Annotated in this window: 11 protein-coding genes; 8 read left to right on the forward strand and 3 right to left on the reverse strand. The window is 61.0% G+C overall.

The genetic code is table 11. The features are described from left to right. Positions 1 to 136 precede the first annotated feature (136 nt). Both AB5750_RS07910 and glmM read left to right on the forward strand, forming a co-directional pair. Entirely contained in the window at positions 137 to 2,458 is a 2,322-nt protein-coding gene (locus AB5750_RS07910) for a DUF4012 domain-containing protein (protein ID WP_368145986.1), read from the forward strand. 12 nt (positions 2,459 to 2,470) lie between these two features. Continuing rightward, a complete protein-coding gene (glmM, locus tag AB5750_RS07915; RefSeq protein WP_368145987.1) occupies positions 2,471 to 3,802 on the forward strand; it encodes a phosphoglucosamine mutase in 1,332 nt (443 codons plus the stop codon). A 99-nt stretch (positions 3,803 to 3,901) separates the two neighbouring features. On the opposite strand, the gene AB5750_RS07920 is transcribed toward glmM, so the two are convergent. Then, positions 3,902 to 5,485, reverse strand: a complete 1,584-nt coding sequence (locus AB5750_RS07920) for a carboxypeptidase M32 (RefSeq protein WP_368145988.1) — start codon at positions 5,483 to 5,485, stop codon at positions 3,902 to 3,904. A gap of 504 nt (positions 5,486 to 5,989) precedes the next feature. Between AB5750_RS07920 and pheS the strand changes: the two genes are divergently transcribed. The 6 genes from pheS (at position 5,990) to AB5750_RS07950 (ending at position 13,474) form a co-directional block, all read left to right on the forward strand. Continuing rightward, positions 5,990 to 7,066, forward strand: coding sequence for a phenylalanine--tRNA ligase subunit alpha (gene pheS, locus AB5750_RS07925; protein ID WP_215694869.1), 1,077 nt, complete (start codon positions 5,990 to 5,992; stop codon positions 7,064 to 7,066). Positions 7,067 to 7,129: 63 nt separating this feature from the next. Next, positions 7,130 to 9,583, forward strand: a complete 2,454-nt coding sequence (gene pheT, locus AB5750_RS07930; RefSeq protein ID WP_368145989.1) for a phenylalanine--tRNA ligase subunit beta — start codon at positions 7,130 to 7,132, stop codon at positions 9,581 to 9,583. Between the two features lie 246 nt (positions 9,584 to 9,829). After that, positions 9,830 to 10,915 carry a cobalt transporter CbiM gene (gene cbiM / locus AB5750_RS07935; protein WP_368145990.1) on the forward strand — a complete coding sequence of 362 codons (1,086 nt, stop codon included), beginning with the start codon at positions 9,830 to 9,832 and terminating at the stop codon, positions 10,913 to 10,915. Further along, positions 10,893 to 11,729, forward strand: a complete 837-nt coding sequence (locus AB5750_RS07940; RefSeq protein WP_368145991.1) for an energy-coupling factor transporter transmembrane component T family protein — start codon at positions 10,893 to 10,895, stop codon at positions 11,727 to 11,729. The genes cbiM and AB5750_RS07940 overlap by 23 nt, the downstream gene beginning before the upstream one ends. 44 nt (positions 11,730 to 11,773) lie before the next feature. Further along, complete coding sequence (locus tag AB5750_RS07945; RefSeq protein ID WP_368145992.1) at positions 11,774 to 12,481, forward strand: energy-coupling factor ABC transporter ATP-binding protein; 708 nt, start codon at positions 11,774 to 11,776, stop codon at positions 12,479 to 12,481. A 144-nt stretch (positions 12,482 to 12,625) separates the two neighbouring features. After that, positions 12,626 to 13,474, forward strand: coding sequence for a hypothetical protein (locus AB5750_RS07950; protein WP_368145993.1), 849 nt, complete (start codon positions 12,626 to 12,628; stop codon positions 13,472 to 13,474). Here the strand turns inward: AB5750_RS07950 and AB5750_RS07955 are convergent. Both AB5750_RS07955 and pyk read right to left on the reverse strand, forming a co-directional pair. Further along, positions 13,471 to 14,544, reverse strand: coding sequence for a putative endonuclease domain-containing protein (locus AB5750_RS07955; RefSeq protein ID WP_368145994.1), 1,074 nt, complete (start codon positions 14,542 to 14,544; stop codon positions 13,471 to 13,473). The two genes, AB5750_RS07950 and AB5750_RS07955, sit on opposite strands and share 4 nt — an antisense overlap. Positions 14,545 to 14,970: 426 nt before the next feature. Continuing rightward, positions 14,971 to 16,431 carry a pyruvate kinase gene (pyk, locus tag AB5750_RS07960; protein WP_368145995.1) on the reverse strand — a complete coding sequence of 487 codons (1,461 nt, stop codon included), beginning with the start codon at positions 16,429 to 16,431 and terminating at the stop codon, positions 14,971 to 14,973. Between the last annotated feature and the right edge of the window lie 203 nt (positions 16,432 to 16,634).

Genomic DNA, 16,634 nt, shown 5'->3' on the forward strand with positions numbered 1-16,634 from the left:
CAAGATAGAAAAGGTGTTGTGCCGCATTTTCGCCAATTGATGTCCGTGTCTGGAGTTTAGCTGTCGATGCTCAAAATGCCATAAACTAGTAACGTTATGGACTTTTTCATTGCGACTCAATTGCGAGGATTTCTTTATGGCTGGTAATCACTTTAAGGGCAGCGATAGCGGCCGCCCTGCAGTTCCGCCGCGTCCGAATGGGGCTAGTAAGGCCGGCACGCCGGGCGGCGCTGGACAGGGCGGTTCCGGTAAGCGCGTGTCCCCGGGCGAGACGGCGATGTTTACCGCTCTGTACGAGCAGTCTCAAAAGGCAAAAAAGACCGGCCGTGCAAGAGGGAATGTCTTTGCGGGCGGTGCAACCTCCGCGTCGCAGCCGATCGGGGCTCCTTCGGTACCCGCGAACAACGCGGGTGCTGCCAACGCCGCGAATGCCGCCGGCAACGTTAATGCCGACAAGGCCGCCAACAATACTCCCTCTGCCGGTGGCGCGGGGCTTACGGGTAACCTTGGCACGATTTACACCGGCGCCTCCGAGACTGGCACGTTCGCCCGCCTGGATGATAGCGGTGCCGAGTTTGCGGGCTCGGGTTCCAAGGAAGATTATTACGATTTTGGCTTGAACTACGGTAGCGACGCTTCGTCGAGTTCGACTTCTGACGGTCTGGTCCGTCATCGTCATCGCAAGGGCGAGCGCAAAAAGCGTCACACCGGCGCCATTATTGCCGCTGTAGTCGCGGTGCTTCTCGTTGCGCTTGGCGCAAGCGGCTTTATGCTGCTTAACTCGGCAAAGACCGTAAAGAGCGAAGCGAAGGAGGCTGTCGAGATCGTCGGTGGCCTTAAGGACAAGGTCACGTCGGGCGATTTTTCGACGCTGCCTGACGACGCGAAGAAGATCGATGAGCTCTGCAACAGCATGAAGGCGGAGACCTCGAGCCCGCTGTGGACGGCGGCTTCGTTTATCCCGGTGTATGGCAGCGACATCAACGCAGCCCGCACCATGATTGATGCCCTGTCCGATGTCTCGAGCAACGCGCTGGTTCCCATGGCCGATAACCTCTCGCAGGCCACGCCCGGCAAGCTGTTCCAGGACGGCATGATTAACGTGTCCGCGCTACAGGCGGTCGCCGATTCGCTTTCCAGCAGCTCGAAGGTGTTCAAGAGCGCCAACGAGAAGATCCAGGGCATTGGCGATACTCATATTTCCCAGGTGACCGAGCTGGTCGATAAGGCCAAGGACGGCTTTGCCACCCTCAACGGCGCGGTTGACGCGGCGGAGAAGGTCGCCCCCGTCCTTCCCCAGATGCTCGGCGCCAACGGCCAGACGCGTCATTATCTTGTGCTCGCGATGAGCAATGTCGAGATCCGCGCCTGCGGCGGTTTCCCCGGTTCTCGCGGCGTGATGTCGGTGACTGACGGTAAGCTCGAACTGGGCGATTTTGTCAAAGTCGACATGATGAAAGAGCCTTTGAGCCCGCTTCCCATCACCGATGAAGAGGCAAACTTATTCACGACCGGATGGGGCCTGACCGGATTCAACACGCTCGGATACACGATGGGCGACGTTACGATGACGCCTGATTATCCGCGTGCGGCTCAGCTTGCCAGCGATATGCAGAAGGCCATTGTCGGAGATGACATCGACGGCGTATTTGCAGTCGATCCGGTATTTTTGCAGTATATGCTCGGCGTTGTAGGCGGCACACAGCTTCCTGACGGCACCGTCGTTGATGGAAGCAACGCTGCGAAGGTGCTGCTGCACGATATTTATTGGAATTACCCGGTAGAGGAACAGGACGCCATTTTTGCGGCGGTTGCCGGATCAGCTTTTAACAAGATCGTGGACGAACTGGGCTCCAGCGATATTACTAAGATTGCTGCCGCCATCGAAAAGGGCGCTTCCGAGGGTCGCATCCTCATGTATTCGAGAAACGATGACGAGGAAAAGGCCGCGAAGGCTCTTGGAATATCGGGCGCCCTCCAAACCGATACGTCGGAGGCTCCGATCTTGGGCGTCTATGTGAACAACTACAGCTATTCAAAGATGGATTGGTTCCTCGATAAGCGAGTCACCATCGATTCTTCGGTTGAAAATGCCGATGGCTCGACGACGTATCGAGTGACCACCTCGCTCAAGAACACGATGACCCCCCAGGAGAAGGCCGAGATGCCTGGTTATTTCCAGGGCCATAACGGCATTAGCCAGGATATTGATGATGAGGTGCTGAGGCTTTATCTCTATGCTCCTGCGGGAGGCAGCATTTCGGACATTAAGACTTCGGGCTCCGGTTCTATCGAGATGAACGAAGCGACGCACGATGGCTTGAAGGTTGCATGGGGCGGTGTCCACATGCTTCTTGGACAAGACATAAAGGTCGAGTACACGGTCACGACTTCGAAGGACTCTGGGCACAAAGAGCTTAAGGTTCGTACCACGCCAACCGCTCAAACGTTCGAATAGGATAAGTAAGATATGAAGTACTTTGGCACCGACGGCTTTCGCGGTGAGGCCAACGTTGGGCTGACGGTAGAGCACGCTTATAAGATTGGCCGTTTTGTGGGCTGGTATTACGGCGCCAACCGCAGTGCTAAGGCGCGCGTCATCGTGGGCAAGGACACACGTCGCTCGAGTTATATGTTTGAGGCGGCGCTGGTGAGCGGCCTGGTCGCGAGCGGTGCGGACGCCTATATGCTGCACGTGATCCCCACGCCAGGCGTAGCGCATCAGACTGTGGAAGGCTGCTTCGATTGCGGCATCATGATCAGCGCGAGCCACAACCCGTTTTGCGATAACGGCATTAAGCTCGTCAACAGCGACGGCTTTAAGATGGACGAGGACGTGCTGGAGCTCATCGAGGACTACATCGATGGCAAGAGCGAGGTGCCGCTGGCCACGGGCAACCACATCGGCGCCACGGTGGACTACATGCAGGGTCGCAACCGCTACATTGCTTCGCTCATCGCCAGCGCGAACTTTTCGCTGCAGGGCGTCAAGATCGGTATCGACTGCGCCAACGGCTCGGCTTCCTCGGTGGCCAAGCCGGTGTTTGACGCGCTCGGTGCCGACGTGCGCGTGATCAATGCCGCGCCCGATGGCTTTAACATCAACGTCGACTGCGGCTCCACGCATATGGAGCGCCTGCAGCGCCATGTGGTGGAGCAGGGCCTGGACGTGGGTTTTGCCTACGATGGCGATGCCGACCGCTGCCTGGCCGTGGATGAGCGCGGTCGCGTGGTAGACGGCGACCAGATCCTGTACGTGTGCGGCGTGTATCTGAACAAGCACGGGCGCCTCTCGGGCGGTACCGTGGTGCCGACGATCGCCAGCAACTTTGGCCTTGTCAAGTCGCTGGAGCTTGCCGGTCTGAGCGCCGTGACCAGCGGCGTGGGCGACCGTCACGTGTATGCCAAGATGCGCGAGGGCGGCTACAGCCTGGGCGGTGAGCAGACGGGCCATACGATCTTTGGCGATATCGAGCGCACGGGCGACGGCATTATGACCTCGCTGCGCGTGATGGAAGTGATTCGTGCCGAGCGCGAGACGCTCTCGCAGCTCACGGCTCCGTGCAAGCTGCTGCCGCAGGCGCAGGTGGCCGTGCACGTGGCGGACAAGGACGCCGCGCTCGAGAACATGAGCGTGCAGAACGCCATCGCCGAGGCCGAGGCTGCGCTGGCAGGCGAGGGCCGCGTGCTCGTGCGCAAGAGCGGAACCGAGTCGGTGATTCGCGTTTTGGCCGAAGCCCCCGACCAAGCCGCCGCCGACGCCGCCATGAAGCGCATCGCCGCCGCGCTGGAAGCTCTGTAAGGTAGTCATTGGGGACGTTCTTAAACGACTAGGTGAAAAAAGGGGACGCTGCGGATTGGTTCCGCGGCGTCCCCTTTGCGTTGGCGTGTCGGTTATGCCTTACAGCTCGTAGAGCGTGGTGAACTTGTCCTGCAGGTAGCTGCAGTAGTAGCGGGCATCGAACGCCATGCCGCACGCGCCCTTGATGAGCTCCGGCGCGTCCTTGGCGCGGCCCCACTGCCAAATGTGCTCGCCCAGCCAGGCGCGGACGGGTGTCAGGTCGCCGCTCGCACAGGCGCCGTTGAGGTCGACACCGTCGCGGCACATGGCCGGCACAAACATGGCGTCGTAGGCGCTGCCCAGCGCATAGGTGGGGAAGTAGCCAAACGAGCCGCCGCTCCAGTGCGTATCCTGTAGGCAGCCGTGCGTGTCGTCGGAAACGGGAATGCCCAGGTACTCATCCATGAAGCGGTTCCAAAGCGCGGGGATATCCTTGGCTGTGGCCTCGCCGGCAAACAGCATGCGCTCGATCTCGTAGCGCACCATAACGTGCAGCGGATAGGTGAGCTCGTCGGCCTCGGTGCGGATCAGCGAAGGCTGCGCGATGTTCACGGCGTGGTAGAGCGTGTCCTCGTCGACGTCGCCGTAGACCTCGGGTGCGTGGCGGCGCAGCACCTCGAGCAGCGGTCCCATAAAGGCGCGGCTGCGACCCACGGTGTTCTCGAAAAAGCGGCTCTGGCTCTCGTGGATGCCCATGGAGGTGCCGCCCTCAAGACAGGTGCGCGCATAGGCGGGATTGACGCCCAGCTCGTACATGGCGTGTCCCGCTTCGTGGATGATGCTGTAGACGTTGGAGATGCAATCGTCCTCGTAGATGTGTGTCGCGATGCGCGCGTCACCCACGGCAAAGCCCTCGCTAAACGGGTGCTCGGTAAAGGCAAGCGTGGTGTCGTTCAGGTTCAGGCCGACGAGCTTCATAAGGTCGAAGCTCATGGCGCGCTGGGCGGCCTCGGGCACGCGGGCGTGCAAAAAGTCGGCAGCGGGCTGCTGGCCGCGCTCGCCGATAGCGTGCACGAGCGGCACGACCGTCGCCTTGACCTCATCGCAAAACGCATCGAAGCTCTCGGCAGAAAGGCCGCGCTCGTACTGGTCGAGCCAAACGTCGTATGGGTCGCGCTTGGGGTCCATGAGTTCGGCCTGATGCTTAAGTTGGGCGACGATTTTATCCACATAGGGCTCAAAACTCGCCCAGTCGTTGGCCGTCTTGGCCTTGTGCCACACGGCATCGGCCTCGCAGGTGAGCCTGGTCCAGGCCTCGGCCTCCTCGGTAGGAATAACGCTTGCCTCGCGCTGGTCGCGGCCGAGCACGCGGATCTCGTCAAGCAGCTGCGGGTCGTCGATCTTGCCGCCGGCGACGGTCTCGCGTGCCAGCGAGTGCACGAGTTCGACAGACTTCTCGCTGGTCAGTAGCTTGTGATGCTCGCCGGCAAGCGTGCCCATGGCGTCAGCACGGGCGGCAGCACCGTTGGCAGGAGCAATCGTCGCTCCATCGAACTCGGCAATCTTGAGCAGGTACTCGCGAGTCCACAGCTTGCCCTCGAGTTTGCGGAACTTTTTGACGGCCTTGTCGACTTTAGCAACCTTGACGCCCTTGGCAGCTTTTGCCACGGCGGCCTTGGCCTTCTTATCGAGTTTCTTTCCCATACCGTATCCTTAATCTCGCAGGCCGAGCGCCGCAGGCGGGTGCGCGGCCAATTTGCACAGCTACCTGCCTTGTACCCAGCGCGAACAAAACGGAACGCGGCGATGCGCTCGCGAAATGTGTTATCCTATAGCCCAATGCGTTGACGGAGAGGGTTTTTGCCCGCCGCGTCGCCGGCAAGAGAGGGAAGGTCATGGGCTGCAAGCCTTCCTGCGGTGGCAAGGGCCAAGCGTTCACTCCCGAGCAGCAACCTCAACGGGCGCGCGGCCGACGGCGGTGAAGCCCCAGTAGGGAAGCCGTGAGCCTCGCGACAAGGGGCGCAGAGTGGGCACGGCGGGCCAGACATCCGCCGGGTCAAACAAGGTGGTACCGCGGAATTCAACCGTCCTTGGGCAATGCACATGCCCGAGGACGGTTTTTTGTTACCGAACCGGGCCGCGCATCTGCAGCATCGGGCGGCGTCAGCCGTCCCGGAGCGCGGATGCGCGAGAGACGAAAGGGAAGACATGAGTCTGATTGATGATCTGGTCAAACTCGAGGAAGAGGCCAAGGAGCTCGTCACTAGCGCCGACGACGCCGCCAAGCTCGAGGCTGCGCGCGTTGAGCTGCTCGGTCGCAAGGGCCGTATCACCGGCCTGATGCGCATGATGGGCAAGCTCGCCCCCGAGGATCGTCCCATGATGGGCAAACGCGCCAACGAGATGCGCCATCTGATCGAGGGCATGCTCGACGAGCGCACCACCGAGATGAAGGCCGCCGCCCTCAAGCACGCACTCGAGCACGAGGCCGTCGACATCACGCTGCCGGGGATCCGTCCGCAGATCGGTCACCAGCACCTGATCAAGCAGATCATCGAGGAGGCCGAGGACATCTTCTGCGGCATCGGCTACACCGTCGAGTCCGGCCCCATGGTCGATACCTCCTACTACAACTTCACCGCACTCAACGCGCCCATGGATCACCCGAGCCGCTCGGCTCGCGACACGTTCTATGTGGTCGACAACAACCCCGGCAGCGTCGCGCATCCCGAGGCTCACGCTCACGGCGAGTCCGACGTGCTGCTGCGCACCCAGACCTCGGGCGTGCAGATCCACACCATGGAGTCGCAGAAGCCGCCCATCTACATGATCTGCCCGGGCACCGTCTACCGTCCCGACACGGCCGACGCCTGCCACCTGCCGCAGTTCAACCAGATCGAGGGCCTGGTCGTCGACGAGGGTATCACCTTTGGCGATCTTAAGGGCACGCTCGACTACTTTGTTAAGTGCATGTTTGGCGAGGACCGCAAGACGCGCTACCGTCCGCACTTCTTCCCCTTCACCGAGCCTAGCTGCGAGGTGGACGTGAGCTGCCACGTCTGCGGCGGCAAGGGCTGCAACTTCTGCAAGCACAGCGGCTGGATCGAGATCCTGGGCTGCGGCATGGTCGACCCCAACGTCCTGATCAACTGCGGCATCGACCCCGAGAAGTACACCGGCTTCGCCTTTGGTATTGGCGCCGAGCGCGTCGCGGCACTGCGCTACGACCTGCCCGACCTGCGCACGTTGATGACTGGTGACATGAGGTTCTTGAACCAGTTCTAGAACGCTTTCTTCTTAGTTGCAGTTTCCGGCTCAAAGCCGCATTTATGAAAGGAGACCAGTTAGATGCGTGTTTCTTACGACTGGCTCAAGACCATGATTGATATTCCGGAGGATCCCAAGACCCTTTCGGACGAATATATCCGTACCGGCACCGAGGTCGAGGCAATCGACACCGTGGGCGAGTCCTTCGACCACGTGGTGACTGCCAAGGTGCTCACCAAGACCCCGCACCCCGATAGCGACCACATGTATGTGTGCTCGGTCGACGTGGGCGACAAGAATCTCGACGCCGAAGGCAACCCCGCCCCGCTGCAGATCGTCTGCGGCGCGCAGAATTTCGAGGCCGGCGACCACATCGTCACGGCCATGATTGGCGCTGTCCTGCCCGGCGACGTCAAGATCAAGAAGAGCAAGCTTCGCGGCGTCGTGTCCATGGGCATGAACTGCTCTGCGCGCGAGCTCGGCCTGGGCGGCGACCACTCCGGCATCATGATCCTGCCCGAGGATACGCCCTGCGGCATGCCGTTTGCCGAGTACGTGGACTCGAGCGACACCGTGCTCGACTGCGAGATCACGCCCAACCGCCCCGATTGCCTGTCCATGATCGGCATGGCCCGCGAGACCGGCGCAATTTTCGACCGCGATTTCCACGTTGAGCTGCCCGCCATCAAGGCCGAGACCGGCCGAGCGACCGACGACGAGCTTTCGGTCGAGATTGCCGACGAGGGCCTGTGCGACCGCTACGTTGCCCGCATCGTGCGCAACGTCGAGGTCGGCCCGTCGCCAGACTGGATGGTCAAGCGCCTCAACGCCCTGGGCGTGCGCCCGCACAACAACATCGTCGACATCACCAACTATGTGATGATGCTCACCGGTCAGCCGCTGCACGCCTTTGACCTGGACACCTTTGCCGAGCGCGATGGCCACCGTCGTGTGGTGGTTCGCGCCGCCCAGCAGGACGAGAAGTTCACGACGCTCGACGGCGAGGAGCGCGTGCTCGACGCCGGCATGGGCCTCATCACCGACGGCGAGCGTCCCGTGGCGCTGGCCGGTGTCATGGGCGGCATGGATTCCGAGATCGAGGACGATACCGTTGACGTGATGGTCGAGAGCGCCTGCTTCAACGCCGGCCGCACCTCGCACACCAGCCGTGACCTATCGCTGATTTCCGACGCCTCCATCCGCTTTGAGCGCCAGGTCGACGAGACCGGCTGCGTGGACGTCGCCAATGTGACGTGCGCGCTGATCGAGGAGATCGCCGGCGGCGAGGTTGCTCCCGGCTATGTGGACGTGTTCCCCGCGCCCAAGACCATCGACAGCATTAAGCTGCGCCTGGCCCGCGTGCGTGCCATCTGCGGTGCCGACATCGAGCCCGACTTTATCGAGCGCTCGCTTACCCGCCTGGGCTGCACCGTCGAGCGCGACGGCGAGGACTTTATGGTCACGCCGCCGAGCTTCCGTCCCGACCTGCCGCGTGAGATCGACCTGATCGAGGAGGTCTTGCGCCTATGGGGCATGGGCCGCGTGACGGCGACCATTCCGGCTGCCAAGAACCACATCGGCGGTCTGACCCGCGAGCAGAAGCTCACTCGTAAGGTCGGCGAGATCCTGCGCGCCTGCGGCCTCAACGAGACCACGACTTTTGGCTTTGCCGCCCCGGGCGACCTGGAGAAGATCGGTATGTCCACCGAGGGTCGCGGTTGCCCCGTGGTGCTCATGAACCCGCTGGTAGCCGAGCAGACCGAGATGCGCCGCTCGCTGTTGCCAGGCCTGTTGCAGTCTGTGGCCTACAACGAGGCCCACGGCACGCCCAACGTGCATCTGTACGAGGTCGGCAGCTTGTTCCACGGTCGCGAGAACGCCAGCCTGCCCAAGGAGACCAAGTCCGTGGCGGGCGTGCTCTCGGGCCAGTGGAGCGAGCAGTCTTGGACCATGAAGTACCGCAAGCTGCGTTTCTTCTTTGGCAAGGGCATCGTTGAGGAGCTGCTTGCCCAGCTGCGCATCGAGAAGGTTCGCTTCCGTCCCGTCGAGGGCGAGAGCTATGCCTTCCTGCAACCGGGTCGTGCTGCCGAGGTACTCTCGGGCGGTACCGTGCTGGGCTGGGTTGGCGAGATCCACCCCGAGGCGCGCGAGGCTTGTGGTATCGACGAGGTCGTCGTTGCCTTTGAGCTCGATCTGGACAAGCTGATCAAGGGCGCCCGCAACCAGGAGAACTACCGCGAGTTCTCGCAGTACCCTGCCGTTGAGCACGACCTTGCTATCGTGGTCGACAACACCGTGACCTGCGAGGATCTTGAGCGCCGTATTACCAGCGCCGGCGGCAAGCTGCTCGAGGGCGTGCGCCTGTTCGACGTCTACCGCGATCCCATCCGCATCGGAGCGGGCAAGAAGTCCATGGCCTTTGCGCTTACGTATCGCTCCGACGACCACACGCTCACCAGCGAAGAGGTCGAAAAGGCGCACCAGAAGATCGTCACCAAGGTGTGCAAGGGCGTAAACGGCGAGGTCCGCGGCTAGGTCCTGCGCTGGGGTATGGGTCAGCGGTGGCTGCTGCCGAGTCCTACGTGACTGCTGTTTTCGGTATAAGGCACCGTTGAGCCTGCATATATGACACGCGCATTACATAACGGCGTGCTGCTTTGTCGGCAGTGCGCCGTTTTGCTATGATAGCCCGCGGCGTGTTACGAATCTTACAATGCGTAACACTGACAAGGTGATTTAAGCGGCGTTGCAATTCTGTGCGCCGATAACCGGGAGGCGTGCATGCACATTCCAGATAATTATCTGTCCCCGCAGACGGATGCCGTCATGGCAGTGGCAATGGTGCCCGTTTGGGTCCACTGCATCAAAAAGGTGCGTGCCACGCTCGATCGCGAGCACATGGCTTTCCTGGGCATCTGCGCCGCATTTTCCTTCTTGCTCATGATGTTCAACGTGCCGCTGCCCGGCGGCACCACGGGTCACGCCGTCGGCGGCGCGCTCATCGCGCTGCTGCTGGGCCCGGAGGCCGCGGCCATTGCTGTCTCGGTCGCGCTGGCGCTACAGGCACTGCTGTTTGGCGACGGCGGCATCCTGTCCTTTGGCGCTAACTGCTTTAACATGGCCTTCGTGCTGCCGTTTGCCGCTGCTATCGTGTTCCGTGCGCTCAACAGCCGTCTGCACGACAAGAGCTGGGGCACCTCGGTTTCTGCCATCGTGAGCGGTTGGGTCGGCCTGTGCCTGGCGGCCCTGTGCGCGGCAATCGAGTTTGGTATTCAGCCGATGCTCTTTACCAACGCTTCGGGCGCGCCGCTGTACTGCCCCTTCCCACTGTCTATTGCCATTCCTGCCATGATGATCCCGCATATGCTGGTCGCCGGCGTGGTCGAGGGCGTGGCGACGGCCGCCATCTACGGTTTCATTAAGAAGACGGCGCCGAGCGTTATCGTCGGGCCCGAGGCCGTCGATGGCCAGCTTGCTGCCGAGGGCGCTGCTGCCAAGAAGACCTCGCTGGTCCCCACGCTCATCCTGGTTGCCGTGCTTGTCGTGGCCACGCCGCTGGGCCTGCTGGCCACGGGTGACGCCTGGGGCGAGTGGGACGCTGAGGGCGCCGCGACCGCCGTTCAGGAGGCTGGTGACAACAGTCTGCAGACTTCGGTCGGCCTCGATACCCCGACCTTTGCCGATGCCCTGCCCACGGGCGATTATCTGCAGGCCTATTCCGAGGAGCAAGGCCTTGGCTTTGCCGGCCAGGCCGCGATGTATATTCTTTCGGGTGTGATTGGCGTGGCGGTGCTCACCATCGTATTCCGCCTGGTCTCGCTGACGGTCAAGGAAAGCGGTGCTCATGGCAAGAGCCGAGCTGCCTAGCTGGCTTGCGGTCGAGCAGCGTTACGAGCCCGCGGGGGCTCGGCATCGTGTGATGCAAAAGAATGTCCTGCACCTGGCGAGCCTGCTTGAGCGGGTTCGCCTGGGTGGAGGCGTACACGAGGGCGGGTCGATGGTCGACCGCGCCCTTTCTTGCGTTTCGGCTCCGGTACGCCTGGTGGGGATGTTCGTTTGCGTCCTGTGCGTGTGTCTGACGCAGAGCCCTCTGTACCTCATGTTGATGGCGGCCATTGCGCTGGTGCTCGTTGCCGTGCGCCCCGTACGCGGGCTGCGGGCAACCTTTGTGCCGGCGCTTGGCGCTGCGGGGCTCGCGGTGGTTCTAGCGCTGCCTGCCCTGCTGCTGGGCGCGTCTGCCACGGGCGCCATGCTCAAGATTGCACTCAAGACCTTCATTAATGTGTCGCTGGTGCTGGGTGTTTCGTGGACGCTTACCTGGAGCCGCATGTCAGCGGCGCTCAAAATGCTGCATCTACCCGACGAGGTCATCTTTACCTTCGATATGGCGCTCAAGCATATCGAGGTGCTGGGACGCACGGCGCACAATCTGTGCGAATCGGTCATGCTGCGCAGCGTGGGTCGTGCGTCTGCGGGTTTTTCGCGCACCGACTCGCTGGCGGGTATCATGGGCATGACCTTTATCAAGGCGATGGAATGCAGCCGCGCGATGGACGAGGCTATGCTCTGCCGCGGCTTTGCCGGTGCGTATCCGGCGCCCGCACGCGCCGGGTTTGGCTGGCGCGATGCGGTTTACGCGGCCGTTGTGGCGTTGCTCGCCGTGTTGTGCGCTGTGTTGTAGCGCGGACGGTCGAACCGTCGATGTGAATAGGGAAGGGCGACGTTTTGACGATCGATATGAATAATGCGGCGGGCACGAACGGTGCGGGCGGCGCCGAGGTCACGCCGCTCATCGAGCTGCGCGACGTGGTGTTCTCCTATGTGGGGCATACGGTGGTCGACGGCGTTTCGCTGCAGGTCGATCGTGGTGAACTCGTTGCCCTACTCGGTCCCAACGGCTGCGGCAAGACGACAATCATGCGTCTTATCAACGGCCTTGAGCTCGCGGATGCCGGCGCATACCTGTTTGACGGACGCGTGGTCGATGCGGCGTATCTGAAGGATTCTGCTGCTGCTCAGAAGTTCCACCAGCGCGTAGGCTTCGTATTCCAAAACGCCGATGCCCAGCTGTTCTGCGCCACGGTCGGTGAGGAGGTCGCTTTTGGACCGGCTCAAATGGGGCTGCCGGCAGACGAGCTCGACCGTCGCGTGCACGATGCCATGGAACTGTTTCAAGTTGCCGACCTGGTCGATGCCTCGCCCTATCAGCTTTCGGGTGGGCAAAAGAAGCGTGTGGCGCTGGCGGCAGTCGTATCGATGAACCCCGATATCTTGGTTCTCGACGAACCCACCAATGGGCTCGACGAGGATTCATGCGACATCGTGGTCAACTTCTTGCTGGCCTACGTCGCGGCGGGTAAGACGGTCTTGATGAGCACGCATCACCAGGATTTGGTGCGACGCCTGGGTGCCCGTGCAATCTATATCGATTGATATCACCATGTGGTCGAGGCGTCTTCGCCGTCGTATGGAACCGAAAGCGGTGCTACGGACTAGTTGCTGCGTAGAGCGTGCGTAGCCGCCTGCGCGGCTTTGCCGTGATGGTATAGTTATCCAGGTTTTTTATGGGGGGTGGCTATGCCAAGCTGGAACATTCATATCGCTCAGACGGAGCGTTTGCTGGAGCGCACTGGTGCGCTTGCCAATAGCGTGCGCGACCGCAATGCCTTTTTGTTTGGCTGCGTGGTTCCGGATATCTTCGTGGGCTATATGGTCCCTGGCATCGCCGATCCCATCCCGTACCGCATTACGCACTTTGCAAAGCCCGAGCCTATCCCTAAGCCTCGTGAGCATGAGTTCTGGGATACCTATGTGGCACTGTTGCTTAAAGGGGCGCCTGTTGGTACGCCGGCTGCCGCGACCTCGATTGTCGAGGAGCGTGAGCGACTCAATCGGGTACATTATCCCCAACGCTACAAGGATGCCGAGCCGGTTGCCGGTCCCGGTGCTAGCGAGCTTTCGCTCGCGCCCGATGACGTGGCGCAGTCGCTGCTCGATCTGACGCTGGGCGTTTGGTCTCACCTCGTGGCCGATACCGTGTGGAATACGCGCGTGAATCAGTACCTGGAGGCGCACGGCGGCAAGCCGTGCGAGGAATTCCGCATTAAAAAGCAAGGCGACTTTGACTGGTTTGGCAAGACGCTCGGGATCGTTTCGATTCCGCGCGCGACCGATCGCCTGTATACTGCGGCGACGCGTTTTGGTCAGTATCCCATCCATAAGGAGTATGTGCTCAAGACCATTGGCGTTATGCACGAGATTGTACGCGAAAACCCCGGCGAGCCCGACCATCCGCCATACCGCCTGCTGACCGAGGAATTCTTCGACGCGACGTTTACCGAGGTCATCGAGCTGACCGAGGCGGGTTTTGCCGCCCGTGTCGAATCGCCCGATGTGCCTGCGCTGCCTCTGATTGCTAGCTGCTAGCTGGCCGGCCCGGCAGTGAATAGCTCAACCCAATCGACAAGTAGCTCTTGCCGTAAGGTATCTTCGGCAATGCGCTCCTGTTTGGTCTTTGGGATGTGGGGAAGCCCGGCCTTTTTATGGATGAGCTCGGCTATGTGGTCGAAGCTCTTCTTCTCCTTGATCTGGTCATAGGTAATTTGGATGACGTCGTAGCCCATGCTTGTGAGTGCGGTGGCGCGCTTGGCATCGGAGAGGCTCGCGGCTTCGCTGTCGTGGGCAGAGCGGCCTTGGCATTCCAGAATGACGCCCATGCTGTCGGTGGCGCTTTCGATGAGGATATCGGCGTAGCAGCAGGTTTTGTCATACAGCGAACGTGCGGCTTCACTGAGCGGGATGCGCGCGTTGTTGGCGATCTCGATGCCCTGGCCGCCCTCGTCGCGGGGGAGCGAGATAAGCATGGAGGTCTGTACTTCGAAGGGCGAGGCGGCCTGCCCCGTCATGTGCTCGGCCGCCCAGCGCAGTTGTTTGACGCCGCGCAGGCCTGCGGCTTGCTTGGCGAACGCGGCGATATCCGTTGCGGTAAGAAGCGGCGTGCGCTTCCACAAGTTGGTGTCATTGCCCTTGGTGTCGTTAACTCGCTCCCAGCCGCAGTTGGGTGGAATGAACTTAAGCGAAATAGCTTCATCGAGTTGTTGTTGCGTTCGCTCGCAGGGCTTAAACACTGCAAAGGAGCCGCACATCTCGTAGCAAGCCATGAGTAACTGGTTGCGTGAAACCTGCGTAGCAAGGTTGAGCAGCGTGAACTCCGGTGACGTGACATCAAACCCATGTTCAGTCTGCCTAAACGACCCCGGAGGTGGTTCTTGGGTCAGGAGGTGCGATTTAAACAGGCTTCGCGACCCGGATTGTGCCCGAGTGAATACAAGCCTGTGAAGTGGTGCGTGAAGCAGGTCTTTTACAACTGCATGACTTCCGAGGCCACAACATCTGCGATCCATATTGCCAAGGCTAATGGCGGGGTAAAGGCCTAATACCTGCGGCGGGATGCGGTAGTAGTTAAAGGCGGATTGCCCACAAAGCGTCAGGTCCATAATGCCCTCCTGGCCGAAATCATCTCTTTGAAGCGAGTGATGCCAGCGTCAATCCGGAAGTATGCGGCAAAATCTGAACCCTATGAGCGGACCTGGCTTTTGAGGCTAGTTTATCAGGCATTTTGTTGCGAAAAAACAGGGTGTGCTCGGAGGTTCCAGAATTTGCCGCATACTTCCGAAAACCAGGTCGATTTGGTTCTTGCTAAAACGATTTATCAGCCCTGTGTGAGGTGTGGGTTTGCCACCGGGCGAACACTTTTAGCGCTTGGGGCTTTATTTTTTGGGCCTCGGAGGGCGGATTTCGCGCTTTTGGTAATGAAATGGGTGCGTGCCATGTCGTGCGGTAGGCATCGGTGCACAGAAAAAGGGCCCGAAAGGCAATGCCTTCCGGGCCCTTTGCAATGCAAATTTGCTTGCAAGTGCGATTTAGCGCACCTGAGCGACGTAAGCGACGTTGGTCGAGGAGACCTTGTCCTCGAGCTGGATGCTCATGCGGGGGTCGCCGGCGGTGGCGACGGTCAGATCGCCGGTCTCGACGTAGCCGAGCTCCTTAGCGGTCTCGATCGCCTTGACGATCGTGCCGTTGACGGTGCCCTGGGTAATCTCGGCCTGGTGCGGGATAACGCCCCAGTACATAATCATCTGCTGGACGGCCCACTCGTGGCGGGAGAACGCGCAGATCGGCATGTTGGGACGGAAGTGCGAGATCAGGCGAGCGGTACGACCGGTGGTCGTCGGCACGGTGATGCACTTGGCGCCAACGGTGGTGGCCATGTTCACAGCGGACATACCCACAACGTTGTTGACAACGCGGGTGCCGTGAGCATCGGCCGGAACCTCGAGCGGAGCGTGAGCCGGGAGGTACTTCTCGGTCTCGAGAGCAATGCTGGCCTGCATCTTAACGGCCTCGACCGGGTACTTACCGGCAGCGGACTCGCCGGACAGCATGACGGCGTCGGTGCCGTCGTAAATGGCGTTAGCAACGTCGGCAACCTCGGCGCGCGTCGGGCGCGGGTTCTGCTGCATGGAGTCGAGCATCTGCGTAGCGGTGATAACGGGCTTGTAGGCCGCGTTGCACTTGGCGATGATCTCCTTCTGGATGTGCGGAACGAGCTCGGGCTTGATCTCGATACCCAGGTCGCCACGGGCGACCATGATGCCGTCGGAAGCCTCGAGGATCTCGTCGAAGTTCTCGACGCCCAGGGCGCACTCGATCTTCGGGAAGATCGTCACGTGCTCGCCACCGTTCTCGCGGCAAAGCTTGCGGATGCCGCGGACGGACTCGCCGTCACGGATGAAGGAAGCGGCGATGTAGTCGATGTTCTCGGTCAGGCCAAAGAGGATGTCCTGACGATCGCGCTCGGTGATGGCGGGCAGCGAGATGTTGACGTTGGGCATGTTGACGCCCTTGCGCTCGCCGATCAGGCCGTCGTTCTTAACGACGCAGGTCATGTCCTGGCCGCTGACGGACTCGACCTCGAGGGCAACCAGGCCGTCATCGATCAGGATGAGGGAGCCCTTCTCGACCTCGGAAGGCAGAGCCAGGTAGTCGAGGGAGATGTGCTCAGCGGTGCCGTGGAAATCCTCGGACGTGGGCTGAGCGGTGACGACGATCTTATCGCCGGTCTTGACGGCAACCTTCTTGCCGTCGACCAGAAGGCCGGTGCGGACCTCGGGGCCCTTGGTGTCGAGCAGGATGCCGACAGGCAGATCGAGCTCCTTGGAAATACGGCGGACGCGCTCGATGCGACCGTGGTGCTCGTCGTAGGAGCCGTGCGAGAAGTTAAAACGGGCGACGTTCATGCCCGCCTTGATCATCTCGCGGATGGTCTCGTCGCTATCGCAGGCGGGACCCATGGTGCATACAATCTTAGTGCGCTTGTACATTCAGACCTCCATCTGACATCATCTTGCGCTGATAGATAAACCATAAGAAATAAAACCGAGATGATTATAACGAAATGCCGACCGAATACCCCAAAAAATCGACCGTATGCCGAAATGGAAGTTCATTTCCTTGATTATCAACTTCATCCGAACACTTCCCACATTCATCCGCACATGTGCGGATGAATGTGGGAACCCGATAC

Origin of the sequence: Collinsella aerofaciens (assembly GCF_040926185.1) — a bacterium.
GTDB lineage: Bacteria > Actinomycetota > Coriobacteriia > Coriobacteriales > Coriobacteriaceae > Collinsella > Collinsella aerofaciens_BC.